General features: G+C 68.4%; 25 protein-coding genes. 7 read left to right on the top strand and 18 right to left on the bottom strand.

The features are described 5' to 3' along the window. Positions 1-103: 103 nt before the first annotated feature. Complete coding sequence (lsr2, locus tag AU188_RS01335) at positions 104-445, bottom strand: histone-like nucleoid-structuring protein Lsr2 (protein ID WP_059101678.1); 342 nt, start codon at positions 443-445, stop codon at positions 104-106. Positions 446-555: 110 nt separating this feature from the next. Continuing rightward, a complete protein-coding gene (gene lysS, locus AU188_RS01330) occupies positions 556-2,094 on the bottom strand; it encodes a lysine--tRNA ligase (protein ID WP_059161896.1) in 1,539 nt (512 codons plus the stop codon). A gap of 23 nt (positions 2,095-2,117) precedes the next feature. Between lysS and AU188_RS01325 the strand changes: the two genes are divergently transcribed. Then, entirely contained in the window at positions 2,118-3,347 is a 1,230-nt protein-coding gene (locus tag AU188_RS01325) for an alanine racemase (RefSeq protein WP_059161895.1), read from the top strand. Here the strand turns inward: AU188_RS01325 and AU188_RS01320 are convergent. From AU188_RS01320 to ftsH, 11 genes are all read right to left on the bottom strand, one after another. After that, complete coding sequence (locus AU188_RS01320) at positions 3,344-4,159, bottom strand: type III pantothenate kinase (protein WP_059161894.1); 816 nt, start codon at positions 4,157-4,159, stop codon at positions 3,344-3,346. The genes AU188_RS01325 and AU188_RS01320 overlap by 4 nt on opposite strands. Before the next feature lie 4 nt (positions 4,160-4,163). Continuing rightward, on the bottom strand, positions 4,164-4,571 hold the full coding sequence (gene panD / locus AU188_RS01315) for an aspartate 1-decarboxylase (RefSeq protein ID WP_059101682.1): 408 nt from the start codon (positions 4,569-4,571) through the stop codon (positions 4,164-4,166). Continuing rightward, a complete protein-coding gene (panC, locus tag AU188_RS01310) occupies positions 4,571-5,503 on the bottom strand; it encodes a pantoate--beta-alanine ligase (protein ID WP_059161893.1) in 933 nt (310 codons plus the stop codon). Before panC ends, panD begins: the two co-directional genes overlap by 1 nt. After that, positions 5,500-6,465: a Rossmann-like and DUF2520 domain-containing protein gene (locus AU188_RS01305; protein WP_059161892.1), complete on the bottom strand. Its 966-nt coding sequence runs from the start codon at positions 6,463-6,465 to the stop codon at positions 5,500-5,502. Before AU188_RS01305 ends, panC begins: the two co-directional genes overlap by 4 nt. Positions 6,466-6,554: 89 nt before the next feature. Continuing rightward, the gene (locus tag AU188_RS01300) at positions 6,555-7,877 is read right to left on the bottom strand and encodes a DUF6779 domain-containing protein (protein ID WP_059161891.1); all 1,323 of its coding nucleotides are present in this window, start codon (positions 7,875-7,877) and stop codon (positions 6,555-6,557) included. A gap of 78 nt (positions 7,878-7,955) precedes the next feature. Then, positions 7,956-8,432, bottom strand: coding sequence for a DUF3180 domain-containing protein (locus AU188_RS01295; RefSeq protein ID WP_059161890.1), 477 nt, complete (start codon positions 8,430-8,432; stop codon positions 7,956-7,958). After that, positions 8,432-8,944 (bottom strand): 2-amino-4-hydroxy-6-hydroxymethyldihydropteridine diphosphokinase, encoded by a 513-nt coding sequence (gene folK / locus AU188_RS01290; RefSeq protein WP_059161889.1) that lies wholly within the window; start codon positions 8,942-8,944, stop codon positions 8,432-8,434. Before folK ends, AU188_RS01295 begins: the two co-directional genes overlap by 1 nt. Continuing rightward, positions 8,941-9,321 carry a dihydroneopterin aldolase gene (gene folB / locus AU188_RS01285; protein ID WP_059161888.1) on the bottom strand — a complete coding sequence of 127 codons (381 nt, stop codon included), beginning with the start codon at positions 9,319-9,321 and terminating at the stop codon, positions 8,941-8,943. The genes folK and folB overlap by 4 nt, the downstream gene beginning before the upstream one ends. Beyond that, positions 9,314-10,135: a dihydropteroate synthase gene (folP, locus tag AU188_RS01280; RefSeq protein WP_059161887.1), complete on the bottom strand. Its 822-nt coding sequence runs from the start codon at positions 10,133-10,135 to the stop codon at positions 9,314-9,316. Before folP ends, folB begins: the two co-directional genes overlap by 8 nt. Next, entirely contained in the window at positions 10,132-10,740 is a 609-nt protein-coding gene (gene folE / locus AU188_RS01275; RefSeq protein WP_059161886.1) for a GTP cyclohydrolase I FolE, read from the bottom strand. The genes folP and folE overlap by 4 nt, the downstream gene beginning before the upstream one ends. Positions 10,741-10,768: 28 nt before the next feature. Next, positions 10,769-13,084, bottom strand: a complete 2,316-nt coding sequence (gene ftsH, locus AU188_RS01270; protein ID WP_059161885.1) for an ATP-dependent zinc metalloprotease FtsH — start codon at positions 13,082-13,084, stop codon at positions 10,769-10,771. Between the two features lie 188 nt (positions 13,085-13,272). Here ftsH and AU188_RS01265 point away from each other — a divergent pair, with 188 nt between their 5' ends. The 3 genes from AU188_RS01265 to AU188_RS01255 are packed head-to-tail and all read left to right on the top strand — an operon-like array spanning position 13,273 to position 16,021. Next, complete coding sequence (locus AU188_RS01265; RefSeq protein WP_172799354.1) at positions 13,273-14,238, top strand: alpha/beta fold hydrolase; 966 nt, start codon at positions 13,273-13,275, stop codon at positions 14,236-14,238. Beyond that, positions 14,239-15,258: a zinc-binding dehydrogenase gene (locus AU188_RS01260; RefSeq protein ID WP_059161883.1), complete on the top strand. Its 1,020-nt coding sequence runs from the start codon at positions 14,239-14,241 to the stop codon at positions 15,256-15,258. A 16-nt stretch (positions 15,259-15,274) separates the two neighbouring features. After that, entirely contained in the window at positions 15,275-16,021 is a 747-nt protein-coding gene (locus AU188_RS01255; RefSeq protein ID WP_059162257.1) for an SIMPL domain-containing protein, read from the top strand. A gap of 16 nt (positions 16,022-16,037) precedes the next feature. Here AU188_RS01255 and AU188_RS01250 read toward each other — a convergent pair whose 3' ends face one another. The 5 genes from AU188_RS01250 to dacB all read right to left on the bottom strand — a co-directional run bounded on the left by AU188_RS01250 (position 16,038) and on the right by dacB (position 22,438). Next, the gene (locus AU188_RS01250; RefSeq protein WP_059161882.1) at positions 16,038-18,257 is read right to left on the bottom strand and encodes a molybdopterin-dependent oxidoreductase; all 2,220 of its coding nucleotides are present in this window, start codon (positions 18,255-18,257) and stop codon (positions 16,038-16,040) included. 198 nt (positions 18,258-18,455) lie between these two features. After that, positions 18,456-19,046 carry a hypoxanthine phosphoribosyltransferase gene (hpt, locus tag AU188_RS01245; protein ID WP_059161881.1) on the bottom strand — a complete coding sequence of 197 codons (591 nt, stop codon included), beginning with the start codon at positions 19,044-19,046 and terminating at the stop codon, positions 18,456-18,458. After that, a complete protein-coding gene (tilS, locus tag AU188_RS01240) occupies positions 19,033-20,022 on the bottom strand; it encodes a tRNA lysidine(34) synthetase TilS (RefSeq protein ID WP_059161880.1) in 990 nt (329 codons plus the stop codon). Before tilS ends, hpt begins: the two co-directional genes overlap by 14 nt. Further along, a complete protein-coding gene (locus tag AU188_RS01235; protein ID WP_156426528.1) occupies positions 20,001-21,062 on the bottom strand; it encodes an Rv3626c family coenzyme F420 biosynthesis-associated protein in 1,062 nt (353 codons plus the stop codon). Before AU188_RS01235 ends, tilS begins: the two co-directional genes overlap by 22 nt. Next, positions 21,059-22,438: a D-alanyl-D-alanine carboxypeptidase/D-alanyl-D-alanine endopeptidase gene (gene dacB / locus AU188_RS01230; protein ID WP_059161879.1), complete on the bottom strand. Its 1,380-nt coding sequence runs from the start codon at positions 22,436-22,438 to the stop codon at positions 21,059-21,061. Before dacB ends, AU188_RS01235 begins: the two co-directional genes overlap by 4 nt. Positions 22,439-22,551: 113 nt before the next feature. Between dacB and AU188_RS01225 the strand changes: the two genes are divergently transcribed. The 3 genes from AU188_RS01225 (at position 22,552) to AU188_RS01215 (ending at position 24,883) form a co-directional block, all read left to right on the top strand. Next, positions 22,552-23,040, top strand: coding sequence for an inorganic diphosphatase (locus AU188_RS01225; protein WP_059161878.1), 489 nt, complete (start codon positions 22,552-22,554; stop codon positions 23,038-23,040). A gap of 82 nt (positions 23,041-23,122) precedes the next feature. Further along, positions 23,123-23,644, top strand: coding sequence for a 2-oxo-4-hydroxy-4-carboxy-5-ureidoimidazoline decarboxylase (locus tag AU188_RS01220; protein WP_286137232.1), 522 nt, complete (start codon positions 23,123-23,125; stop codon positions 23,642-23,644). 87 nt (positions 23,645-23,731) lie between these two features. Continuing rightward, entirely contained in the window at positions 23,732-24,883 is a 1,152-nt protein-coding gene (locus tag AU188_RS01215) for a serine hydrolase domain-containing protein (RefSeq protein ID WP_059161877.1), read from the top strand. Positions 24,884-24,887: the final 4 nt, after the last annotated feature.

Here is a 24,887-nt window from a genome sequence, read left to right as displayed (position 1 = left end):
GAATACCCGACGCTACGAGTAGCAACGCGTCGACGGGGTGATTCGTTTCCCGATCGAGCCGCAGCAGGTTCGCGGCTAGCGAACGGGCGTCAGAACTCCCCGGCTACGTCGCCGCGTGGAATGCGTCGATCACGTCGGCGGGTATGCGGCCGCGGGTCGAGACATTGTGGCCGTTGCGCCGCGCCCACTCCCGGATGGCCGCACTCTGTTCACGGTCGATGGCCGCGCGCCCGCGTCCCGACCCTGCGGAACGTCCGCGGCGACGGCCGCCCACCCGTCGACCGGCCTCGACCCACTGCTTCAAGTCATTCCGCAACTTCGCGGCATTCTTCGAAGAAAGGTCGATCTCGTAGCTCACCCCGTCGAGACCGAATTCAACCGTCTCGTCAGCCGCACCTTCGCCGTCGAAATCATCGACCAACGTGACGGTAACTTTCTTCGCCATTTCCCACACGCCCTTCTGCGCGATCACTGGATCGCGGTTAAGTCCTCGAACCCCGGCATCAATGTGCCATATGTGTGTGCCCCATTCAACACAATCAGAATAGACGGTGTTCAGTTCCCGTGACGCCGAACAATCGGAAACAAAACTGTCTCCCGAATCGACAGTCCCGTCAATGCCATCAACAACCTATCGATGCCCATTCCGGTGCCCGTGGATGGCGGCATTGCATACTCCATGGCGGCGAGAAAATCTTCGTCGAGAGCCATTGCCTCGTCGTCGCCGGCGGCCGCCGCCCTGGCCTGGGCTTCGAACCTTTCCCGTTGGACAACCGGGTCGACCAGCTCGGAATACCCGGTGGCCAACTCGAAGCGCCGGATGTAGAGATCCCATTTCTCAGTGACGCCCGGAATGCTGCGGTGTTCGCGCGTCAGCGGGGTTGTCTCGACGGGAAAGTCGCGGACGAAGGTCGGTGCCCACAGCGTGTTGCCGACTGTGTGCTCCCAAAGCTCCTCGACCAATTTCCCGTGCCCGTAACCGCGATCACGCGGAATCTCGACGGCTAGTCGATCCGCGATCTCCCATAACCGCTCGGCCGTCGTTTCGGGAGTGATGTCTTCGCCAAGCGCTTCGGATAGCGATGGATACATTTCGATGGACTGCCATTCGCCGTCGAGATCGTAGACTGTGCCATCAGGCAATGGCACGTTTCGCGTTCCGATCGCCTCGTCGGCAACCTCTTGAATAAGCTCTCGGATCATGTCCGCGGAATCGTCGTAGGTGCCGTATGCCTGATATGTCTCGAGCATCGCGAATTCCGGTGAATGTGTGGAATCCGCCCCTTCGTTTCGGAACACCCGATTCAGCTCGAAGACGCGCTCGAATCCGCCGACCAACGCCCGCTTGAGAAACAGTTCAGGGGCGATGCGAAGGTAGAGGTCGGCGTCCAGTGCGTTGGAGTGCGTGACGAAAGGCCGGGCCGCTGCGCCACCTGCGAGCGTCTGCAGCATCGGCGTTTCGACTTCGAGAAAGCCGCGCCGTTCCAGCGCCGACCGCAACGCCCGCACCACTGCGACTCGCTGACGGGCAATGGCACGGGCCTCGGGCCGCACGATCAGGTCGATGTAGCGCTGCCGCACCCGCGACTCTTCGCTCATCTCCTTGTGCGCGACCGGTAGTGGCCGCAAGGCTTTCGAAACAATGCGCCAGGAATCGGCCAGCACGGAGAGTTCGCCGCGCCGGGAACTGATCACTTCGCCGTGCACGAACACGATGTCGCCGAGGTCGACGTCGGCTTTCCACGCGTCCAGCGATTCCTGCCCGACCTTGTTGAAGCTGATCATCACCTGCAGCTGCGTGCCGTCGCCCTCCTGAAGGGTGGCAAAACACAGCTTGCCGGAGTTCCGGGCGAACATCACGCGGCCGGCGACACCGACGATCTGGCCGGTCTCGGTGTCGGCGGTCAGGTCGGGATAGGCCTGGCGGATCTCGGCCAGGGTGTGGGTGCGTGCGACCTCGACCGGGTACGGGTCCCGCCCGTCGGCGAGCAGTCGCTCACGCTTGGCCTGACGGATCCGGTACTGCTCCGGAATGTCGGGCTCGGATGCCGCGGCCGCTGCCGGTGCGGTGCGGGGCGAGTCAGGTTCGGTCACGTCGTGCCAGCTTAAATGAACCCATGACGGCCCCGATCAGCGCAGCGGCGGTGGCCGCGTTGGCCGACGAACCGCTGGACTGGCGGTTCAAGGGGCTGCCCGCCGCCTGGTGGGGTCACACGGTCGCGGAAATCTGTGGGCGCAAACCCCATCTGTTCGTCGACGGCGCCGTGGGCCCGGTCTGCGTCCTGCGGGCCGAGGCGGTGGCGCACAACATCACGACCATGGCGCGATGGTGTGCCGCGCACGCAGTGCAGTTGGCTCCGCACGGCAAGACGCACATGGCGCCGCAGCTGCTGGCCCGTCAGCTCGAGGCCGGAGCCTGCGCCGTCACCGCCGCCACCGTCAGCCAGGTGCGGGTGTTCCGGGCGTTCGGGGTACGCGAGGTGATCCTGGCCAATGAGCTCGTCGACGAGGCCGGGTTGCGCTGGCTCGGCGGCCAGCTCGATACCGATCCGTCCTTCAACGTCACATGCTGGGTCGACTCGATCCGAGGGGTCGAGTTGATGGCGTCGACGTTGGCCTCCATCGGCACGGTCCGCCAGCTGGACGTGTGTGTCGAGGTCGGCATGCCGGGCGGGCGCACCGGTTGCCGTGACCGCGACACCGTCGACGCGGTGGCCCGCGCGGTCGCCGCCTCGGCGCGGCTGCGGCTCGTCGGCGTGGCCGGATACGAGGCAGCCCTGGGCCACGACAGATCGCAGGAGGCGGTCGCGTCGCACCTGGCTGACGTGCGCGCCGCGGTGCTGCGGCTGGCGCCGCTCTTCGAGACCGACGTCGTGATCGCCACCGCGGGTGGCAGCACATACTTCGACGCGGTGGCCGAGGCCCTGACCGGCTGGCCCACCGGGCTGCCGGTGCGCGTGATCCTGCGCAGCGGCTGCTACCTCACTCACGACGACGGCCTGTACCGGCGGACGTCGCCGCTGCGTGACGCGCTGCGGCCCGCGCTCAGCGTGTGGGCGCAGGTGATGTCGCGTCCGCAGCCCGATCTGGCGCTGTTGACGATGGGCCGCCGAGACGTGTCGTTCGACCAGGACCTGCCGGCGCCGCGACGGTTGCCGGCCAGCAGCGTCACCAAGCTCAACGATCAGCACGCGTACCTGCGACTGGATGGCGGCGACTCCGTCGACATCGGCGATTGGGTGGAGTTCGGGATCTCGCATCCCTGCACGGTGTTCGACAAGTGGCCGATGATCCCGATGCTCGACGAGGCCGGGCGCGTCGTCGACCTCATCCGCACGTTCTTCTAGCGGGCTTGTTTGAGGCGACCGCGTTGGTTGTCGCGGTTGCGCTCGAACACCAACCGCAGGCCGTCCAGGGTGAGGTGCTCGTCGTAATGCTGAACGGTCCGCATGTCCGGCAGCACCAGCGGCGCGGTGTGTCCGGTCGCGACCACGGCAACGTCGGTGCCCGAGAAGCCGTCGACGTCGTCGCGGATGCGTTGCACCAGCCCGTCGACCAATCCCGCGAATCCGAACACCGCACCGGCCTGCATGCATTCGACGGTGTTCTTGCCGATGACCGATCGCGGCCGGGTCAGCTCGATACGCCGCAGTGCCGCCGACCGGGCCGCGGCCGCGTCGGAGGACACCTCGACACCCGGAGCTATCGCACCTCCGAGGAATTCACCTTTCGCCGACACGACGTCGACGCAGATCGACGAGCCGAAGTCGACCACGATCGCCGCGGTCCCGTACTTGTCGTATGCGGCAAGGCAATTGACGATGCGGTCGGCGCCGACCTCTTTCGGGTTGTCCACCAGTAGCGGAATGCCGGTCCGCACCCCAGGCTCGATCAGCACGTGCGGCACCGTCGGCCAGTACTGCCCCAACATCTCGCGCAACTCGTGCATCACCGAGGGGACGGTCGACAGGCCGGCGGCCCCGGTCAGATGTTCGGAGTCGTCACCGATGAGGCCGTCGATGGTCAGCGCGAGTTCGTCGGCGGTCACCTCGGATTCGGTGCGGATCCGCCACTGCTGAACGACTTTCGCATGTTCTCCCGAGCCCGATACCAACCCCACGACGGTGTGGGTGTTGCGGACGTCGATCGCAAGTAACACGCGACTACCGGGGCGACATCAGCTCGGCGGCGTCGGCCGGTACGAACGCAGGGTCGTGGCCCAGGTCGATCTGCTTGTTGTCGGCGTCGACGAACACGATCCGCGGTTGATATGCACGGGCCTCGGCGTCCTCCATGGTGCCGTAGGCGATCAGGATCACCAGGTCGCCGGGATGCACGAGATGTGCTGCCGCGCCGTTGATCCCGATCACCCCACTGCCGCGTTCGCCGGTGATCGCGTACGTCACCAGCCGCGCGCCGTTGTCGATGTCGACGATCGTCACCTGCTCACCTTCGAGCAGGTCGGCGGCATCCATCAGGTCCGCGTCGATGGTCACGGATCCGACGTAGTGCAGGTCGGCTTGCGTGACCGTGGCACGGTGGATCTTCGATTTGAGCATTGTTCGTAACATCAATTCCTCCAAGGGAGTTCGTGTTCGTCAAAGGCGACATCCGGACCCGATCCCGACGGGACGCCGATGTCGATGGCGATGTTGTCCAGCAGCCGGGTGCGGCCGAGCCGACCGGCCAGCAGCATTCGGGCCGCCCCCACGACGGGTGCGGGGCCCAGCATCGGGTCTCGCACCTGCAGGTAATCGACCTCGATGGCGGGCACCTCATCGAGCACCGCGCGTGCCGCGTCCAAAGCGGCGGCGGCTCCTTCGCCCGCCGCGTACATCCCGGCCAACAGCGCCGCAGACAGCGCACCGGCGTGTTCGCGCTCCTCCTCGTTGAGATAGCGGTTGCGCGACGACATCGCCAGGCCGTCGGCCTCCCGCACGATCGGCACGCCGACGATCTGCGTGTCTACGTCGAGGTCGGCGACCATCTGCCTTATGAGCGCCAACTGCTGGTAGTCCTTCTCACCGAAGAAGGCGCGGTCGGGATGGACGATGTTGAGGAGCTTGAGCACGACCGTCAGCACGCCCGCGAAATGCTCGGGCCGAGAGGACCCTTCGAGGTCCGAGCCGAGCGGGCCGGGATGGACGGCGGTGCGGGTGCCGTTCGGGTACATGTCCGCGACGGTCGGTGTGAACGCGATCTCGATCCCCTCCGCGCGCAGCGCGTCCAGGTCGTCGTCGAGGGTTCGCGGATACGCGTCGAGGTCTTCGCCCGCGCCGAACTGCAGCGGGTTGACGAAGATCGACACCACCACGACGGCGCCCTGAACGCGCTTGGCGGCGCGGATCAGCGTGAGATGGCCCTCGTGCAGGGCGCCCATCGTCGGCACCAGCACCACCCGGCGACCGGTGCTGCGCAGCGCCTTCGTGACGGCCGAGACGTCGCGCGGGTTCGAGTAGATGTTCAGTTCGCCCGCGTTGAACTGGGGTTTGCCCTTGATCATCGGCCCGTCCCCAGCTGACGCGTGGGCCCACCCCGGCCGACGCTGGGTTCCGCTGCGAGCACAGCGAATATCTCGTCGGGGGCGTGTGCACGCTGGGCGGTTCGCAGCGAATTCGCCCGATACGCCTGTGTCAGTTCGGGTTCCACCTCCGTCAACGCCTCCAGATGTGTCGCGACCGCGGCCGCGTCGCCGCGCGCCACGGGTCCGGTCAGCGCTCCCTGCCCTCGGTGCAGCGCGTTCTCCAGAGAGGCCCGCGCCAGCGGACCGATCACCCGCTCCGCGATGCCGCCCGGCGCATCGTCGACCAGTTCCTGGCCCAACAGTTCCTGACCCCGCAGCGCGGACCGCAGCGCTTCGACCGCGTCGAGCAGCACGGTGACCACGTGGTTGCTGCCGTGCGCGAGCGCGGCGTGATACAGCGCGCGCGCGTCCTCCCGGACCCGGAACGGCTCGCCGCCGATCTCGAGCACCAGTGACTGGGCGATCGCGTAGGCGACTTCGTCGGCGGCGGTCACACCGAAGCAGGTGTCGGGCAGCCGTTCGATGTCCTCGTCGGTCCCGGTGAACGTCATCGCCGGGTGAATCGCCAGCGGGATGCAGCCCTGATCGGCCAGCGGCGCCAGCACGCCGATGCCGTTGGCGCCGGAGGTGTGCGCGACGATCGTGCCCGGCCGTACCGACCCGGTTGCGGACAGACCCGACACCAGGTCCGCGAGCACGGCGTCGGGCACCGCAAGCAGCAGGAGTTCGGCGCGGCCTGCGACCTCGTCGACCGGGAGCACCGCCGTGTCGGGCAACCTGCGGTGCGCGCGGTCGCGGGACGCGCGCGAGATCGCGCTGCACGCCACCACGACATGCTCGGCGCGCTCGAGGGCAACGCCTAGCGCCGAACCGACGCGACCTGCGGAAATGATGCCGACAGTGAGCCGCGCCGGACGGAATCCGCCAGGTGGGGTCGCCATGAGAACCACGAAGCCGACCTCGCTGAGAGTTGATGTGTCTTCGTTCCGGTCCTGCGGTGCGGGTACCGGACGGTCGATACGAGGTTAGCTCACTCCTCGCGGCGGCGCCGACGCCCACCCGGCGTAGGGCTCGCTTGCAGCCGGGCCAGCAGTTCGGCGACGGACTGGCCGGCGGTGTCGGTGTCGTCAGCGCTGCGGTGTCGCGACCGTTCGGCGGCCGGCGCCGACGGGGGCTCGGAGGGCTGCTGTGCCGGTTCGGCGGCCAGCGTGGGGCCGACTGGGCGGCCGGGATCTCCGGCGTCCGGTGGGGCGGAATGCCGCCCGCGCCGCGGTCCTGGCGTCGGCGTCGACATGGCGGGCTGCACGCCTGTCCCCTCGGTCGCGTCCTGCGTGGGTTCGGGGGCGCGCCGCCTGCCGACGTATTCGTTCGCCTCTCCGTTGATGCTCGACGACACCCAGTTGCTGCCCGGGCTTCCCGGTGGAAGCCACAGGCCGTCGGCGGGCGCGGGCTGCCACTCAGCCGCCGGCTCCGGCTGCGGTTCTGGTGCCGGCTCCGGCTCGGGTGGCGGTGTCGGTTGCGGAGGAGGGGTCACCGGCGCAGCCGCCGCGGCGGGTTCTGGTCGCGGCGGAGGTTGCGGGACGGGCTCGGGCCGCGGCTGCGGCTGCGGCGGCGGCTGTGGCGCGGGCTGTGGCGTCGGAGGAACCCACGGAAAGGATTCCTCCACCGGCTGGCGGACCCGCTCGTCGTCGAACGATCTGCGGTGCGCCCCAGCGGTTTCCGACGACGCCGCCCAACCGAACTCCGGCTGCGGTTCGGCGGGCACGTCGATGATCGGGCTCTCCTCGGTGCGCTCATCGACATGCGGCCGGTACGACTCGAACGGGCCGGCGGTCACCCGCCCGGTGGTTTCCGAGTCGCGTGCCCAGTCGCTGTAGGCGCGGACGGTGGTGCGTTCGGTCTCGATCGCGGGCCGGTGGGACAGGTCGGCGTCGAACAGGATCTCCAGGTTGGCCCGCAGCGCGGCCAGCTCCGCCCGCAGGTTCGCCACCTCGTCGGCGGCCTGGGCGCGCACCTCGGAGGCGAGTTCGCGGCGCAGTTGCGACTCCAGCGACAGCTCGTATTCGCGGCGCGCCGAGATCTCCCGGTCCAACTGCAGGTCGTACACCAGCTTGAGGTCGCGCACCTTGGCCTGGTCGATATCGCTCTGCCGTCGGTAGATGACCGACACGAACGCCGCGACAACCGCAGCCCACAACGCGAGGATGACGGCCAGCTTGAGCAGCTCCACCCGGTTGGTGAACACCAAGGCGGAACTCGCCGCGATCGCCAGCACCAGCAACGCGGTCAACAACATCCAACCCGGCCTGCGGCCGCCGCGCCGAGACCGGGCGCTGCGGGTCGGATCGGTCATGGGGGCGACTGTACCCGCCACAGGTCACTCCGCGTGTCGACCTTCGCGGCGATTCGACCGCGCGCTCGCGCCAGTCGGCTATTCCGTTGCCCCGTCGGGCTTCTCCGGCGGCTCCCCCGGAGACTTGCAGCAATGCTGCAACCACAGCGCAGCAACGACGAGCGCCAGCGCACACCCCGCCGCCACTGCGGCGCCCGCGGTGTCGTCGGCCGCGACGCGCAAAGTCGACCGCCGCGGAAGCAGGTAGACGAGCACGGCCGACCACCACCCCAGCACCAGCGCCCCGACCCAGGCCGACGCCTTGGCGATCACCACCGACCTCGCCACCGCGAGGGGGTCCAACCGGCCGGACCCGACACCGATCTCGCCGTCACGGACCTTGGCCCGGACATGGAACGCCCAGCCCGCTTCGGCGATCGCGACCACCAGCAGCGATATGCCCGTCCAGAGTGTGATCGGCGGAAACCACCGGTACAGCGCGAGCACGAGCAAATAGCCCACCACGGCGGTGAGCACGGCCGCCACGACGAGGTCCCGCCAGCGGGTCGGCCCCATCAGCTCAGCACCAGGTCGGTACGGCGAACGCCGTCGCGTTCGGTCGCGTCGAGTGCGGTGAGCAGCTCGTCCACCCGGCGCGGCCGCCCCGCCACGGTCAACACGGCGTCCGGTTCGATCGCGAGCCACGGCACGAGCACGAACGCACGCTGATGCGCCCGCGGGTGCGGCAGGGTCAGCTCCGCGTCGCATGAGATCAGCTCGGCGCCGTCGGCGTGGCAGGTGACGATGTCCACGTCGAGGGTGCGCGGTCCCCAACGTTGCGTGCGCACCCGGTCGGCGGACCGCTCGAGCTCATGCGCGCGCTGTAACCATCCGCGGCCGTCGAGTCCGGGGTCGTCGGCGATCACCACCGCGTTGAGGAACGGGCCCTGGTCGACACCACCCCACGGGGCGGTCTCGTACACCGGCGACACTGTGCGCACCGCTTCGCCGAGCCCGTCCACGACCGAGCGCAACATGGCCAGCCGGTCGCCGAGGTTCGAGCCGATCGAGAGAACTGCGCGGGTCAACGGTCACCGCCCCGGCCGCGGCGTGATCGACGGGCCACCACCGCGACGTCGGCGAACGTCAGCGGGATCGGCGCCGCCGGCTTGTGCACGACGACCTCGACGGCGTGCACGCGGTCATCGGTCATGACGCCGTCGGCGATCTCGCCGGCCACGGCCTCGATCAGGTCGCGCGGCGGGCCGGCCACGACGTCGGCCGCCCGCTGCGCCAGCGCGCCGTAGTCCAAGGTGTCGGCCAGGTCGTCGCTGGCCGCTGCAACGGCGAGATCCAGCCAGACCGTGATGTCGACGACGAAGTCCTGGCCGTCGCGGCGCTCGTGCGCGTAGACGCCGTGGTGGCCGCGAACCCGCAAGCCGCGCAACTCCATTCGGTCAGCCATGCTGCCACGCCTCCAGCACCTTGATGGCATCCACCGAGGCGCGCACGTCGTGCACCCGCACGCCCCAGGCGCCGTGCAGGCCGGCCAGCGCAGAAATCACCGCGGTCGCGGTCTCGCGGCCGTCCGGCGACCGCGGTCGGCCGTCCGGGTCCGCCAGCAGCGTGCCGAGAAAGCGCTTGCGCGACGCACCGACCAGCACCGGGATGCCGGTCGCGACGAACTCGGGCAGCGCGCGCAGCAGCGCCCAGTTGTGTTCGCCGGTCTTGGCGAATCCCAGACCCGGATCGATGACGAGCCTGGCCGGGTCGACGCCCGCGGCCACCGCGGCGTCGACGCTGGCGAGCAGTTCGGTGCGCACCTCTTCGACCACGTCCCGGTAGACGGGCACCTCGTGGGGCCGGTCCGCGCCGACCGAGCGCCAATGCATCAGCACCCAGGGCACTTTCGCGTCGGCGAGCAGGGCAGCCATGTTCGGGTCGGCGCGGCCGCCGGACACGTCGTTGACGATCTGCGCACCGTTCTCCAGCGCCGCCCGCGCGACGTCGGCGTGCATGGTGTCGATGCTGACGGTGACGCCTTGTGCGGCGAGTTCGCCGATGACCGGTGTCACGCGCGACTTCTCGACATCGGGCTCGATGCGGACGGCGCCGGGACGGGTGGACTCACCGCCGACATCGACGATCGCCGCACCCTGAGCGACCAACTCGAGCCCGTGCTCGACGGCGCGGTCACGGTCGAGGAACAAGCCTCCGTCGGAGAAGGAGTCGTCGGTGACGTTCACGACCCCCATGACGCGCACCTTGGTCTGGTTCATCTGCGCAGGATCAGGTCCAGCGCCTCGGCCCTCGATGCCGCATCGACCTTGAACTGGCCACGCACCGCCGACGTGGTCGTCACCGCGCCCGGTTTGCGTACGCCGCGCATGGACATGCACAGGTGCTCGGCTTCCACCACGACGATCACCCCGCGCGGATCCAGTTTGCGCATCATCGCGTCGGCGATCTGCCCGGTGAGCCGTTCCTGCACCTGCGGTCGCTTGGCGTAGAGATCGACGAGTCGGGCGATCTTGGACAACCCGGTGACGCGGCCGTCGTTACCCGGGATGTAGCCCACGTGCGCGACGCCATGGAATGACACCAGGTGATGTTCGCAGGTCGAGTACATCGGGATCTGCTTGACGAGCACCATTTCGTCGTGCTGCTCGTCAAAGGTGGTGTCCAGCACCGAGTCCGGGTCGATGTAGAGCCCGGCGAACAGCTCCTTGTACGCCCGCGCCACCCGCGTCGGCGTCGACTCCAGCCCATGCCGGTCGGGGTCCTCTCCGACGGCGAGCAGAAGCTCGCGCACCGCGGCCTCCGCACGCGGCTGATCGAACTTCGCGGGGCTGAAGGTGACAGAGTTGTGCTGCGACTGCGCCAATGGAGCCTCCTGTGAGCCTGCCTGCTTGTCAGCCGTTTCGCCGGCTGTTGTCCTGACCCTGGTCCTCGCTGGGCTGGGGCGCGTTCGGTTGGGCGCCGGGCGGGCCGGGCTGCGGATACGGCTGATACTGCGGATAGGGCGGGGCACCTGCGGCATTGGGGGGATGCCAACCCGCCTGCGGCGGCGGATACCAGTAGCCGTGGGGCTGCTGGACCGGCGGCTGTTGTTGTTGCTGCTGCGGGGGCCAACCCGGGGCGTGCCAGCCGGCGGGCGCGCCGTAGTCCGGCTGCGTCGGCGCATTGCCGGAGGATCCGTTGCCGCTGCCGTTGGTTCCGTTCTTGCCGCCCTCGGCGAGCTTGGTGGCTTCGGCGGCCTTGCTGGCCGCGGCAATGGCGGCCTTGAACGCCGGCTCGGGCACCGGTTTCGGCCATTCCTCACCGCGCTCGATCGCGAGCTCGCCGGGCGTCTTGATCGGCGGTTTGTCGGACGGCACGCGGCCACCGAAGTCGTCGAACATGGTCAACCGCGGGCGCTTCTTCACGTCGCCGAAAATCGCTTCGAGCTCGCGCCGGTGCAGTGTCTCCTTCTCCAGCAGTTCGCCGGCGAGGGTGTCGAGCACGTCGCGGTACTCGGTGAGGATCTCCCACGCCTCGGTGTGCGCGGCCTCGATGAGCTTGCGGATCTCGTCGTCGATGATCTGCGCGACCTCGTGGCTGTAGTCGGGTTGGGTGCCCATGGTGCGGCCCAGGAACGGGTCGCCGTGCTCGGTGCCGTAACGCACCGCGCCGAGCTTGGAGCTCATGCCGTACTCGGTGACCATCGCGCGGGCGATCTTGGTGGCCTGCTCGATGTCGGAAACCGCGCCGGTGGTCGGCTCGCGGAACACCAGCTCCTCGGCCGCTCGGCCGCCCATCGCGAACACCAGCCGGGCGATCATCTCGGACCGGGTCATCAGGCCCTTGTCGTCCTCGGGCACCGCCATGGCATGTCCGCCGGTGCGGCCGCGGGCCAGAATCGTCACCTTGTAGATCGGGTCGATGTCGGGCATCGCCCACGCCGCCAGGGTGTGGCCGCCCTCGTGGTAGGCGGTGATCTTCTTCTCGTGCTCGCTGATGATGCGGCTCTTGCGGCGCGGCCCGCCGACGACGCGGTCGACGGCCTCTTCGAGCGCGGGACCGGTGATGACGGTGCCGTTCTCGCGGGCCGTGAGCAGCGCCGCCTCGTTGATGACGTTGGCCAGGTCGGCGCCCGACATGCCGACCGTGCGCTTGGCCAGCCCGTCGAGGTCGGCGTCGTCGGCGATCGGTTTGCCCTGCGAGTGCACCCGCAGCACCGCGCGGCGGCCCGCGAGATCGGGGTTGGAGACCGGGATCTGGCGGTCGAAGCGGCCGGGGCGCAGCAGCGCGGGGTCGAGGATGTCGGGCCGGTTGGTGGCGGCGATCAGGATGACGCCTTGGCGGTCGCCGAAGCCGTCCATCTCGACGAGCAGCTGGTTGAGCGTCTGCTCGCGTTCGTCGTGGCCGCCGCCCAGGCCGGCGCCGCGCTGGCGACCGACCGCGTCGATCTCGTCGACGAAGATGATGCAGGGGCTGTTCTGCTTGGCCTGTTCGAACAGGTCCCGAACCCGCGAGGCACCGACGCCGACGAACATCTCGACGAAGTCCGAGCCGGAGATCGTGAAGAACGGGACACCGGCCTCGCCCGCGACGGCCCGCGCCAGCAGCGTCTTACCGGTGCCGGGCGGCCCGAACAGCAGCACGCCCTTCGGGATCTTGGCGCCCAGCGCCTGATACCGCGACGGATTCTGCAGGAAGTCCTTGATCTCGTAGAGCTCTTCGACGGCCTCGTCGACGCCGGCCACGTCGGCGAACGTGGTCTTGGGCATGTCCTTGGTCAACTGCTTGGCCCGCGACTTGCCGAAACCGAAGCCCATCCGGCCGCCGGTCTGCATCCGGGAGAACATCACAAACAGCGCGACCAGCAGCAACAGCGGCAGCAGGTAGATCAGCAGCGAACCGAGCATGCTGCCCTGGTTGACCACGGTGTTGGTCTTGACGTTCTTGTCCTGCAGCGACTCGAACAGCGTCGCGCCGTAGCCGGTCGGATACTTGGTGATGACCTTGTCGCTGCCTTCGACCTCGTTCTTCAGCTCGAGCCGGAGCTGTTGTTCGCGGTCGTCGATCTGGGCCGAGTCGACGTTGTCGCCGTTGATCTGGGCGACCGCCACCGAAGTCTCGATGGGCTTGTAGCCGCGGGTGTCGTCGCTGAAGTAGTAGAAGGACCAACCCAGCAACAGCACGACCGCGATCACGGTCAGCGTGCGGATGACATTTTTCCGGTTCATCAACTATCCGTCGTCGTTCGGCCGCAGGGGCCGTTAGTTCTGTCCAATGTGCGCAGCTGGAATAGTTCAGGCTACCGCTAGACCAACGATCCGAGGTTCCCGACGGTTCTCCGCCGAGCGAACGCTTGTTCGCGAGTTCACCCGCGTTTTGTGTTCACAACCGTACTTTCGGCATCGAAGATATGAGCGTGCTCACACCGACCGAGCGGTTTGTCGATACCAATGGCGTCCGGCTGCGGGTGCTCGAAGCGGGTGAGCGGGGCGCGCCGCTCGTGGTGCTCGCCCACGGCTTCCCCGAACTTGCCTACTCCTGGCGTCATCAACTGCCGGCGCTCGCCGAGGCCGGTTATCACGTGCTGGCGCCGGATCAGCGCGGCTACGGCGGGTCGTCGCGGCCCGACGCCATCGACGCCTACAACGTCGTCGAGCTGTGCGCCGACGTCGTCGGCCTGCTCGACGACACAGGCGCGGAGCGGGCCGTCATCGTGGGTCACGACTTCGGCGGCGTGGTGGCGTGGGCGGCGCCGCTGCTGCACCCTGACCGGTTCGCCGGGGCGGTGGGCATCTGCGCACCGCCGGTGCCGCGCTCGCGGGTACCCACCACGCAGGCGTTCCGCCGCATCTTCGGCGAGAAGTTCTTCTACATCCTCTACTACCAGGAACCCGGCCCCGCCGACGCGGAGTTGAACCGCGACCCCGCCATGACCATGCGCAAGTTGCTCGGCTCGGCCACCGCGGCCAAGGACGGGCTCGTCGACCAGCGGATGCTCGAGCCGGGTCCGCACGGGTTCCTGGCGCGCATTCCCGAACCCGGCGACCTACCCGACTGGATCAGCCAGGACGAATTCGACTACTACGTCGACGAGTTCACCCGCACCGGGTTCACCGCACCGCTGAACTGGTACCGCTGTTTCGATCTCAACTGGGAGCTGACCGCGACCACCCCCGCCGCCACGATCGCGGTCCCCTCGCTGTTCCTCGGCGGCGCCGACGATCCGACCCTGGCCTACACGCCGCGACACCGCGCCCGCGAAATCGTCACCGGCGATTACCGGGAAGTGATGATCGACGGCGCCGGGCACTGGCTGCCGCAGGAACGCCCCGCCGCGGTCAACGCGGTGCTGCTCGATTTCCTCGCCCGATTGGAGTGGTGAATGCGCGCAGCCGTACTGCGGGACGGTCGGATGGTGGTCCGCGACGACGTGCCCGAACCGGTTCCCCTGGAGGGTCAGGTTCTCGTCGCGGTCAAAGCCTGCGGCATCTGTGGCTCGGATCTGCATTTCGCGAAACACGGCGACCAGATGGTTCGGCTCACCCGCGAGATCACGGGAATGCCGGTGCAAGGCGGTCTGCCCGTCGACGTCGACGACGACGTGTACATGGGCCACGAGTTCAGCGCCGAGATCCTCGAGGCCGGACCGCGCACCGACGCGCCGGCACCCGGAACGGTCGTGACGTCGCTGCCGGTGTTGCTGTCGCCGAACGGTTTCGAGCCGATCCTGTCGAGCAACACGGTGCTCGGCGGATACGCCGAGCGGATGCTGCTGTCGGCCCCGCTGCTGCTGCGCGTGCCCGACGGCGTCGACCCCCGGCACGCCGCGCTCACCGAACCGATGGCCGTTGGGCTGCACGCGGTCAACAAATCCGCGATCGCCTCCGGTGAGCCCGCCCTCGTCATCGGCTGCGGTCCGATCGGTATTGCGATCGTCGCCGCGTTACGGCTCAAAGGCGTCGAACACATTGTGGCTGCCGACTTTTCGTCGACGCGCCGGGAGCTCGCCGCGACCATCGGAGCGCACATGACGCTGGACCCGGCGGACGGGTCGCCATTCGACACCGCGAAGCCTGCGGTGATCTTCGAGGCCGTCGGCGTGCCCGGCATCATCAACGACGTGCTGCGACGCGCACCGTTGGGCAGCCGCTTGGTGGTGGCCGGAGTGTGCATGCAGCCCGACACCGTGCTGCCGCTGTTCGGCATCGCGAAGGAGATCAACGTGCATTTCGTCAACGCCTACGACCACAACGAATTCGCGGAAGCGTTGCGCGCCATCGCCGACGGCCGCATCGACGTCTCGCCGCTGATCACCGGCGAGGTGGGCCTCGACGGGGTCGGCGCCGCGTTCGAGGAGTTGGCCCATCCCGACACGCACTGCAAGATCGTGGTAACGCCCTGACGGTAGGGTGCCGGTCATGCCAATCGCTGCGCGGGCGAAGACGCCCATCCGAGTCCTCGCCGCCGCCGCGGTGGGATTGATCGCCGTCCTTTCGGGCTGTGACGCGAAGTCCAGCCCGGTCCTCACCAACGACGACAGCGCGCCGCGTCAGGTCACGGTCGTCGGCACCGGCGAGGTGCTCGGCACGCCCGACACGCTGACGATCAACGCGGCGATGGAGGTCGTCGCCCCCGACGCTGCCGGCGCCTTGAACCAGACCAGCCAGCTGCAGCGTGGCGTCATCGACGCATTGGTCGACTCGGGCATCGACCGCAAGGACATCAACACCTCTCAGGTGAGTGTGCAGCCGCAGTACGCCGGCGGCGACTCCACCAACATCACCGGGTACCGGGCGTCGAACACCATCGACATCAAGATCCGTGAGCTGAACACGGCGTCGCAGGCGTTCGGGATCATCGCGAGCAGGGGTGGCAACGCGATGCGGATCAACGACGTCACCCTCGCCATCGAGGACGATTCGCAGCTCGTCCGCGAGGCGCGCGCCCGGGCGTTCAACGACGCCAAGAGCCGGGCCGAACAGTACGCGCTGTTGGCCGACCTGGATCTGGGCAAGGTCATCTCGATCTCGGAGGTGCCGTCGTCGACGCCTCCGACGCCGTATCCGGGGCCACGCGGTCCGGCGGCGGAGATGGCCGCCGTGCCGGTCGAGCCCGGCCAGCAGGCCGTCGGCTTCAACGTGACCGTGGTCTACGAGCTCACCTGACCCGCGAGCAAGGAACTCAACCCGCGGGCGCGATGTCGACCGGTATGCCGTTGAGCACAGCCGTGCCCGACAGCGGATCCAGATGGTTGCCGTCGTTGAGCTGGTTGACGTTCACGCCGGGCTCGTCCGCGGCGACGCGTTGTCCGGTGCCGCCGCGGTCGTGGCCCCATCCGTGCGGCAGCGACACCACGCCGCGGCGCATTTCGGGGGTGATCTCCACCGGGGCCAGGAGCTCGCCGCCGGGCCCCTTGACGACGGCCGTGTCGGTCAGGCCGAGATCGGCCGCGTCGTCGGGATTGATGCGCAGCGTGCACCGGTTCGACCCGCCCGACAACGCGGGCAGGTTGTGCATCCAGCTGTTGTTGGATCGCAGGTGCCGTCGCCCGATCAGCACGAACCCGTCGGCCCGCCGTCCCAGCGCATCCCGCAGCCGCGCGACGTCGGCGGTCAGCTGGTGCGGCGCGAGTTCGATTCGCCCACTTGGTGTCCGCAGTACCTCGGCGAGCCGCGGCCGCAGCGGACCGAGATCGATGCCGTGCGGCGCGGCCTTGAGCTTGGCGAGCGTGAGGCCGTCGGGGTTGGCGCCGAACGCGTCCCCGTAGGCGCCGAGTCGCAGCATCATGTCGAGACGCCGTTCGTAGCCCGGCCCGGGCGGCAGCATCGCGGTCAGGTCGTCGACGGACCGCCCGGCGACCGGTGAATGAGGGTCGCCGACCTCCTTGGCCAACGTCATGGCGATCACCTGGTCGTCGACCAGCATCGGATCTCCGTCGTGCCCGAGGCCGTAGAGGATCAGGGCGATGCGCGACAGTATCTCGGCTTCATCCGGCCGGCCGGTCAGCGGAAGCGCAGGCGGTGAATAGCGGGCGTTGTTGCGCACGGCGAGGCTGTTGAGCGCGATGTCGAAATGTGCGCTGCGCGACGGCGGAGGCGGCGGCAGGATGACGTCGGCGTGCCGGGTGGTCTCGTTGAGATACGGGTCGACGCTGAGCATGAACTCGACGCTGTCGAGCGCCTTGTCGAGGCGGTCCCCGTCGGGCGCCGACAGCACCGGGTTACCCGCGATGGTGATGACGGCCTTGATCTGGCCGTCGCCGGGGGTGTCGATCTCCTCGGCGAACGCCGCGGCCGGAAGCTCCGACAGCGCTTCGGGATAGCCGGATACGCGGCTGTGCCAGCGGCCGGTGAGGAAGCCGCGGCCGGGCTTCGGCGGACGTGGCGCGGGCGCGATCGGCGAGAGCGGGAACATCGCACCACCGGGGCGGTCCAGGTTGCCGGTGAGGATGTTGACGACGTCGACCAGCCAGCTGCCCAGCGTGCCGAATTCCACTGTGGACGTGCCGATTCGACCGTAGACGGCCGCCGACGGCGCGGCAGCGATCTCGCGGGCCAGTGTGCGGATGTCGTCGGCGGGCACTTCGCAGTAGGCGGCCACGGTGTCCGGGGAGAAGTCAGCGGTCAGCGCGCGGACCTCGTCGATGCCGTCGACATGTCCGGCGAGTTCCTTCAGATCGACAAGGTCTTCGTCGAACAGCACGTTGACGACGCCGGCGAGCAGAGCCGCGTCGGTGCCCGGCCGGGGCGCGAGGTGGCGGTCGGCGAGTTCGGCGGTGCGGGTTCGGGCCGGGTCGATGACGACGAGGCGTCCACCGCGCTTTCGCAGCGCGCGCAGCTTGCCCGGGAAGTCGGCAGCGGTCGCCAGACTTCCATTGGACACAAGGGGATTCGCGCCGATGACCACGAGGTAGTCGGTGCGGTCGAGGTCGGGCACGGTGAACGCGACCGGGCTGCCGAACATGTAGCCCAGCGCGACGTGCTTGGGCATCTGGTCGAGTGTGCTCGCCGAGTACACCTGCCGCGTGCCCAACGCTTTCACGACCAGCGGTGTGTACAGTCCGCCGGCGATGGTGTGGGCGTTCGGGTTGCCGAGGTACACGCCGACCGCCGCGCCGCCGTGCTGGGCGATGGCGTCGCCGAGGCCCTCGGCGACCGCCGCGAACGCCTCCTCCCACGTCGCCTGGCTCAGCACGCCGTCCCGACGGATCAGCGGGCGGGTCAACCGGTCGGGGTCGTTGTCGAGTTCGGCGAAGCTGGCGCCTTTCGGGCAGATGAAGCCCTTGCTGAACACGTCTTCACGGTCGCCGCGGGCAGCCGTGACGCGACCATCGTCGATGGTCAGGGTCAGGCCGCAGGTCGCCTCGCAGAGTGGACAGATGCGAAGGGCTGTTTCGCTCATGCCCCGCATTCTGCGCCGAGCAGGTGATTCGCGCCATTACTTGAGGCATAGTTGGCGCACCTTGCGCCGCGACCTGCCGGGTGCGCCGCTACGTGATCGGTAATCACCTCAGCTTGCACACCGATCAACTTATTGCGGCCCGCTACTCGCCCGTTGTCGGCAAGACGTTGAGTGGTGTGACGCGCGAGGATCGTCGCCTCAATCCTGGTCGTAGACCTTCGGGTCCAGCGTTCCGATGTAGTTGAGGTCGCGGTAACGCTCGGCGTAATCCAGGCCGTAGCCGACGACGAACTCGTTGGGAATGTCGAACCCGACGTAGGCGATGTCGACGTCGGCGCGCACGGCGTCGGGTTTGCGCATCAGCGTGCACACCCGCAGTGAACGGGGATGGCGGGTGGCGAGGTTGCGCAACAACCAAGACAGGGTCAGTCCGGAGTCCACGATGTCCTCGACGATGAGCACGTCGCGGCCGTTGATGTCGCGGTCGAGGTCTTTGAGGATGCGCACCACGCCGGACGACGACGTCGACGAGCCATACGAGCTGACCGCCATGAACTCCAACTGCGTCGGCAGCGGAATCGCCCGCGCGAGGTCGGTGACGAAGAACACCGCGCCCTTGAGCACGGTGACCAGCAACAGGTCTTGGCCGCCTGCCTCGACGGCCTCGCGATACTCCTCGCCGATGCGCGCACCGAGTTCGGCGATCTTTGCCTGAATCTCGTCGGACGACAGCAGCACCGACTTGATGTCGCCGGAGTACAGCTCGGCGGGTTGGTCAGGCACGGGCACAGTTTTCCACGTTTCGTACCGGCTCGGTGTGCAGGGTCAGCATGCCGTCACGGCGAGCGGCAATCAGTCGTCGCTCACGAAGGGGGGATCCGACCGCGACGCCACCTTGACCTCGCCACGCCGTCACCAGCGCGTCCACACCGCGAATCTGCTTGTCGGTCAGGTCGCTGGCGCCACCGTCGAGCAGCCAGCGACGAATCACCCGCAGGCGCAGGGCTTCCGGCAGTACGGCCAGCTTTTCGGTGTCGAGTGCACCGTCGTGGCGAAGGTCGAGCAGCGCGCGGTCGGCGAGTTCGTCGAGAGTGTCGGTATCCGCGCGCAGCGCGCTCGCGGTGCGGGCGAGCGCCTCGGCGACGCCGCCGCCGAGCACGTCCTCGAGCAGTGGCAATACTTCTTCGCGCAACCGGACCCGGGTGAAGCGACGGTCGGAGTTGTGCGGATCCTGCCACGGGTTCAGGCTGAGCTCGGCACACGCGGCCGGGGTCACCGCCCGCCGAACGCCGAGCAGCGGCCGGTACCACGGCGGGTCACACGGTCGCATACCGGCCATGGACCGCGCCCCCGAGCCGCGGCCCAAGCCCAGCAGCACCGTCTCGGCCTGGTCGTCCAGGGTGTGCCCGAGCAGCACCGGCGCCCCGTCCCGCGCCGCGTCGAGCGCCCCGTAGCGGGCGGTGCGCGCGGCCGCTTCGGGTCCGCCTGTGATCCCGACGTCGACGCGGATCACCTGTGTCGCAACGCATCCGAGCGACAGAGCCTGCTGCTGCGCGGTTTGCGCCACGGCCGCTGAGTTCGGCTGCAGCTGGTGATCCACGATCAACGCGGTGGTCGGTTTCACACCGGCCGCGATCGCCGTCAACGCGAGAGAATCCGCACCACCGGACAGCGCGACGCACCAGCGGTCGTCACCGGCGCCGTGGTCACGGGCGAACGCTGTGACAGCCGCCCGGACCGCGGCTACAGCACCCTGTCGATCCATCGTTGCGGCTCATCGATTTCTGTTGGCAGAGGCAGCGTTTCGGGACCGGACCACACGGAGTTGAACCGGGCCATCCCGACAGCGGACACCACGTGGTCGACGAAGGCCTTGCCACGGGTGTACTGGCTGAGCTTGGCGTCGAACCCGAGCAATGCGCGCACCACCCGCTGCAGTGGCGGCTGTTTGCGTTGCCGCCGCTCGTCGAACCGGCTGCGGATGGTGGCCACCGAAGGCACCACGGCGGGCCCGACAGCATCCATCACATGGTCCGCGTGACCTTCGAGCAGCGTGCCCAACACCAGAAGCTGGTCGAGCGCCTCGCGCTGCGGCTCGGATTGCACCGCCCGCAGCAGCCCGATCACTCCGTTCGAATTTGCTTCCGACGCAACCCCATTGGCGTTCCCGCGGCGACCGCGAACGAATTCCGCGAGCCGCGATACCATTTCGGCGATGTCGTCGGTGTTCTCCTCGGTGAGTACGGCGAGCGCCCGAGACATGTGGTCTGCCAGCCACGGATTGGCGCGGAACTGCACTCGGTGGGTGACCTCATGCAGGCACACCCACAACCGGAAGTCGTAGGGCTGCACACGAAGTTGCCGTTCCACCGCGATCACGTTGGGGTAGACCAGCAGCAGTTCACCGCCGTCCGGGCCGAACGGGTCGTACTGGCCGAGGATGCCCGACGAGACGAATGCGAGCACCGCGCCGGTCTGGGCGCCGGTGATCCGCCCGCTGATGAAACCTCTGGGATTGTCGGTCCCGCCGGTCATCACCCGCATCGACCGCGTGGCCGCGCGGATCCACTGCGGCCGGTCCACGATGCGGGCCTCGGGGATCTCGCCACCCTCGGTCAGACCGGTGACCTCGCGCACCGGGATTTCGGCGGAGCGCGCCGCCTCGGACAACTGCTCGATCACCTGACGTCGCGTGTACTCGCTCGACGCCGGACCCGGGCGGACCAGCTTCTCCCCGACCGTCGCCGCGAACTTCCAGTCGACGGCGCGGCCGACGGAGGGTGAGGTCTTGGTCGTCGATGTCATGCGCTGCATCCGCACGCTCGCAGCGTGGCGGCCAGGTTGTCGAGCGCGACGCGTCCGGTGGGGCCGGCGTTGTTGGAGATCAGCGCGAACGTCAGGACGCGTCCGCTCGCGTCGGTGACGATGCCGGCCAGTGAGTTGGTGCCGGTCAGCGACCCCGTCTTGGCGCGCAGGAAACCGGCGGCGGGCTTGACGATGTCGGTGTCCAGATACCGGTTGGACAGTGTTCCGCTGCCCCCGGCGATCGGCAGCAGGTCGAGCAGCGGTCGCAGCGACGGATGGTCGCTTCCGGCCGCCGCCTGGACCACCTCGTCCAGCGTTTCCGCGGTGAGGCGGTCATCGACGGACAGTCCGCTGGAGTCGAACAACCTTGCGCCGGTGGTGTCGATCCCGGCTTCGTCGAGAGCGCCGAGCGTCGCACGGACGGCGCCGTCGAAGCTCTGCGGCAGGTTCTTCTCCGCGGCAATCTCCCGGCCGATCGCCTCGGCCATCACGTTGTCCGAGGCGTTCATCATCTCGCGCAGCCGTGGCATCAGCGGCGGCGACTGCACCGCGGCGATCTCGTTGCCGCCGCTTGCGCTTCCGGGCTGAACGCTCACCTTCGCCGGGTCGATCTCCAGCGCGGCCGCCAGCGCCCGGCCGGCGTCCAGCGCAGGTGTGCGCGATCGCGCGGAGTCCACGCTCACCGGCTGGGTGCGCCCGCAGTCGAGCATCACCGACTCCATCGGCGCGATGTCGCCGCCGTCGATGTCCAGCGGATCCCACCCCGGTGCCATCGTCGGGCCGCTGTAGGTGCTGGTGTCGACCTGCACGGCCGTCACCTCGATGCCGCTGCCTCGGACCTGCTCGGCCAGGTCGCTTATGCGGGCCGCGTCGCGGTACCAGGTCTCCTGTCCGGTGGGCGCGGCCGACAAGGTCGGGTCACCGCCGCCCTTGAGCACCACCACCCCGGGCCTGCTGCCGCTGTACACGCGGGTGGTCAGCCGGGCGTCGCGGTCCAGTGTCAGCAGCGCCGCGGCGGCGGTCAGCGTCTTGTTGGTCGACGCCGGCTGCATCGGCACCTCGGCTTCCTGCGCCCACAGCGTGGTCCCGGTGATGGCGTCGGTGACGCGGCCGGTCAGGTGGCCCAGGTTCGGATCGGCCAGCGCGGGCGCGAGCACGGCGGCCAACCGGTGCGGTGCCGGCTTCGGCGCCGAGTCGGCGACCGGCACGACGGCGGGGTTCGCCGTCGCGGCAGCGGGCGCCGGCTTGACGGCCGCAGCCTCGGTGGACGGACCCGCGGTGAGCAGCGCGGCAACCACCACGACCACGGCGATCAGCACCAACACCGCCACCCCGACCGCCATATGCGTGGATCGCCGCCACCGAGTGGGCCGCATAACACTCCTGCTCAACTAGACCGCCCCCGTACAGCAGCGTATCGCTCCATTAAGGTTGACCCGCGTTCTCACAGGACGACCCAGACCAGAGCACAGGGCAAGGAGCCACCGCCGTGCAGTTCGACGCAGTCATCGAGATTCCCAAGGGTTCGCGCAACAAGTATGAGGTGGACCACGACACCGGCCGGGTGAAGTTGGACCGCTACCTGTATACGTCGATGGCCTATCCGACCGACTACGGATTCTTCGAAGACACCCTCGGCGAGGACGGCGACCCGCTCGACGCGCTGGTACTGCTGCCCGAATCGGTGTTTCCCGGCTGCGTCGTCGAGGTTCGTCCGGTCGCCATGTTCCAGATGACCGACGAGGCCGGCGGCGACGACAAGGTCCTGTGCGTGCCGGCCGACGACCCTCGGTGGGAGCACATCCAGGACCTCGGTGACGTGCCCTCCTACGAACTCGAGGCCATCAAGCACTTCTTCGTGCACTACAAGGACCTCGAGCCCGGAAAATACGTCAAGGCCGCCGACTGGGTGGGCCGCGAGAAGGCCGAGGCGGAAGTGCAGGCGTCGGTGCAGCGGTTCAAGGAATCCGGCCACTGAGCCCGATCACTGCGCCTACTGAATTTTCCTCGCTGTAACCCGAGGTAACCTGCTCGTTCTCCACGGCTTCGATCATGATCTTGTGTTGATGCATCAGGGGATCGGCCTCGACGTGTTCAACGCAATGCCGATGCGCAGGGCGGTGCACGCCGTGTACGAATGCTGCTACAGCGTGCCGTTGGCCGCCGATCTGGCGCGTGCTCGGCCCTACCCCGATCACGCCGCGTTGTTCCGCGAGGCGGACGCGTTGCTGTTCGGGTTGTCGGAGAAATCCGTCGATACCATCCTGCAGGCGTATCCGGACGTCGGGCGACGCCCGGGCAGCGAAAAGTCGGCCGCCGAACAGTGCGCGATCTGGTGCGACCAACCCGAGGTGATGGAACGCCTGGCCCAGGCCTCGAGGCGCTACGTCGAACTTTTCGGCTTCGGCTTCGTGATGTTCGTCAACGGCTACGGCGCCGAAGAGGTGCTCGCGACGGTGACCGACCGGATGCACAACGACGTCGACACCGAGCGCAAGATCGTCCGCAACGAGTTGGCCCGCATCAACCGCACCCGCTTCGAGCGCATGCTGGGTCCCGAGGGCGGCTACGACAACTGGTGACGCTGGCGCACTGCTGGGCGATGCTTTTCACGGCCGGGCGTGCGTCAACTGGCCACTCGAGGCTTCTGCCGCGGGCATGATGAGCCGATGCACAACGTCATCGACGGCCAGTGGGACAACCGATTCGACAAGGTGGCCGAGGCGCTGGCCGACGAGATCACCAAGGGCGAGGAACTCGGTGCGTCCATCGCGGTCGACATCGACGGCGAGTCCGTCGTCGACATCTGGGGCGGCCACGCCGATCGCGCCAAAACGACCCCATGGGTCCGCGACACGATCGTCAACTTCTGGTCCTGCAGCAAGACGCTCACCGCGCTCGCGGCGTTGATGGTCGTCGACCGCGGCCAACTCGACCCCCACGCCCCGGTCGCCGACTACTGGCCCGAGTTCGCGGCGAACGGCAAACAGGACATCGAAGTCCGACATCTCTTGGCGCACACCTCCGGGGTATCGGGCTGGGAGGCGCCATTCGGGCTAGAGGACATGTACGACTGGGACAGTTCGACCAGCCGCCTGGCGGGTCAGGCCCCATGGTGGCCGCCGGGAACGGCGTCGGGCTATCACGCACTCAACTACGGCCATCTCATCGGCGAGGTGATCCGGCGCGTCACGGGCAAGACGCTCAAGGAGTTCGTCCGCGACGAGATCGCCACGCCGTTGAACGCCGACGTGCAGATCGGCGCCGCACGCGAGGACGACCACCGGATCGCCGAGCTGATCCCGCCTCCGCCGCTGGACCTGCCGTACGACCTTCTGCCGCAGGACCATCCGATGATCAAGACGTTCGGCACGATCCGGCCCGACCAGGACGTCGCCTCCTTCGCCGAGACCGTCGCGTGGCGGCGGGCGGATATCGGCGGCGCGAACGGCCACGGGAATGCTCGCGGGCTGGCGCGGGCGCTGTCACCGATCTCGTTGGGCGGCAAAGCCAACGGTGCGCAGCTGCTGGCACCGGCGACCATCGAGCTGATCTTCGACGAACAGTCCAACGGCCCAGACCAGGTCCTGATGATCCCGCTGCGCTTCGGCATCGGCTTCGGACTGCCCTGTCCGGCAAGCGTTCCCGCGATCCCGGAAGGGAAGATCTGCTTCTGGGGCGGCTGGGGCGGTTCGATGGCGGTGATGGACGTCGACCGCCGAACGACATTGACTTACGTGATGAACCGGATGGGTCCTGGCACCACCGGAACGGACCGCACCAACCGCTACGCGAAACTCGTCTACGAAGCGCTCGCCTGACCGC

Source organism: Mycobacterium sp. IS-3022, from assembly GCF_001500065.1.
Taxonomy (GTDB): Bacteria; Actinomycetota; Actinomycetes; order Mycobacteriales; family Mycobacteriaceae; genus Mycobacterium.
This window is presented reverse-complemented; position numbering and strand designations above follow the sequence as displayed.

Excerpts from the sequence above, each read along its gene's own strand:
- lsr2 (WP_059101678.1), bottom strand. The coding sequence starts at position 445 with ATGGCGAAGAAAGTTACCGTCACGTTGGTCGATGATTTCGACGGCGAA.
- AU188_RS01325 (WP_059161895.1), top strand. The coding sequence starts at position 2,118 with ATGACGGCCCCGATCAGCGCAGCGGCGGTGGCCGCGTTGGCCGACGAA.
- panD (WP_059101682.1), bottom strand. The coding sequence starts at position 4,571 with ATGTTACGAACAATGCTCAAATCGAAGATCCACCGTGCCACGGTCACG.
- panC (WP_059161893.1), bottom strand. The coding sequence starts at position 5,503 with ATGATCAAGGGCAAACCCCAGTTCAACGCGGGCGAACTGAACATCTAC.
- AU188_RS01305 (WP_059161892.1), bottom strand. The coding sequence starts at position 6,465 with ATGGCGACCCCACCTGGCGGATTCCGTCCGGCGCGGCTCACTGTCGGC.
- AU188_RS01300 (WP_059161891.1), bottom strand. The coding sequence starts at position 7,877 with ATGACCGATCCGACCCGCAGCGCCCGGTCTCGGCGCGGCGGCCGCAGG.
- AU188_RS01295 (WP_059161890.1), bottom strand. The coding sequence starts at position 8,432 with ATGGGGCCGACCCGCTGGCGGGACCTCGTCGTGGCGGCCGTGCTCACC.
- folB (WP_059161888.1), bottom strand. The coding sequence starts at position 9,321 with ATGGCTGACCGAATGGAGTTGCGCGGCTTGCGGGTTCGCGGCCACCAC.
- folP (WP_059161887.1), bottom strand. The coding sequence starts at position 10,135 with ATGAACCAGACCAAGGTGCGCGTCATGGGGGTCGTGAACGTCACCGAC.
- ftsH (WP_059161885.1), bottom strand. The coding sequence starts at position 13,084 with ATGAACCGGAAAAATGTCATCCGCACGCTGACCGTGATCGCGGTCGTG.
- AU188_RS01260 (WP_059161883.1), top strand. The coding sequence starts at position 14,239 with ATGCGCGCAGCCGTACTGCGGGACGGTCGGATGGTGGTCCGCGACGAC.
- AU188_RS01255 (WP_059162257.1), top strand. The coding sequence starts at position 15,275 with ATGCCAATCGCTGCGCGGGCGAAGACGCCCATCCGAGTCCTCGCCGCC.
- AU188_RS01250 (WP_059161882.1), bottom strand. The coding sequence starts at position 18,257 with ATGAGCGAAACAGCCCTTCGCATCTGTCCACTCTGCGAGGCGACCTGC.
- tilS (WP_059161880.1), bottom strand. The coding sequence starts at position 20,022 with ATGGATCGACAGGGTGCTGTAGCCGCGGTCCGGGCGGCTGTCACAGCG.
- AU188_RS01235 (WP_156426528.1), bottom strand. The coding sequence starts at position 21,062 with ATGACATCGACGACCAAGACCTCACCCTCCGTCGGCCGCGCCGTCGAC.
- dacB (WP_059161879.1), bottom strand. The coding sequence starts at position 22,438 with ATGCGGCCCACTCGGTGGCGGCGATCCACGCATATGGCGGTCGGGGTG.
- AU188_RS01215 (WP_059161877.1), top strand. The coding sequence starts at position 23,732 with ATGCACAACGTCATCGACGGCCAGTGGGACAACCGATTCGACAAGGTG.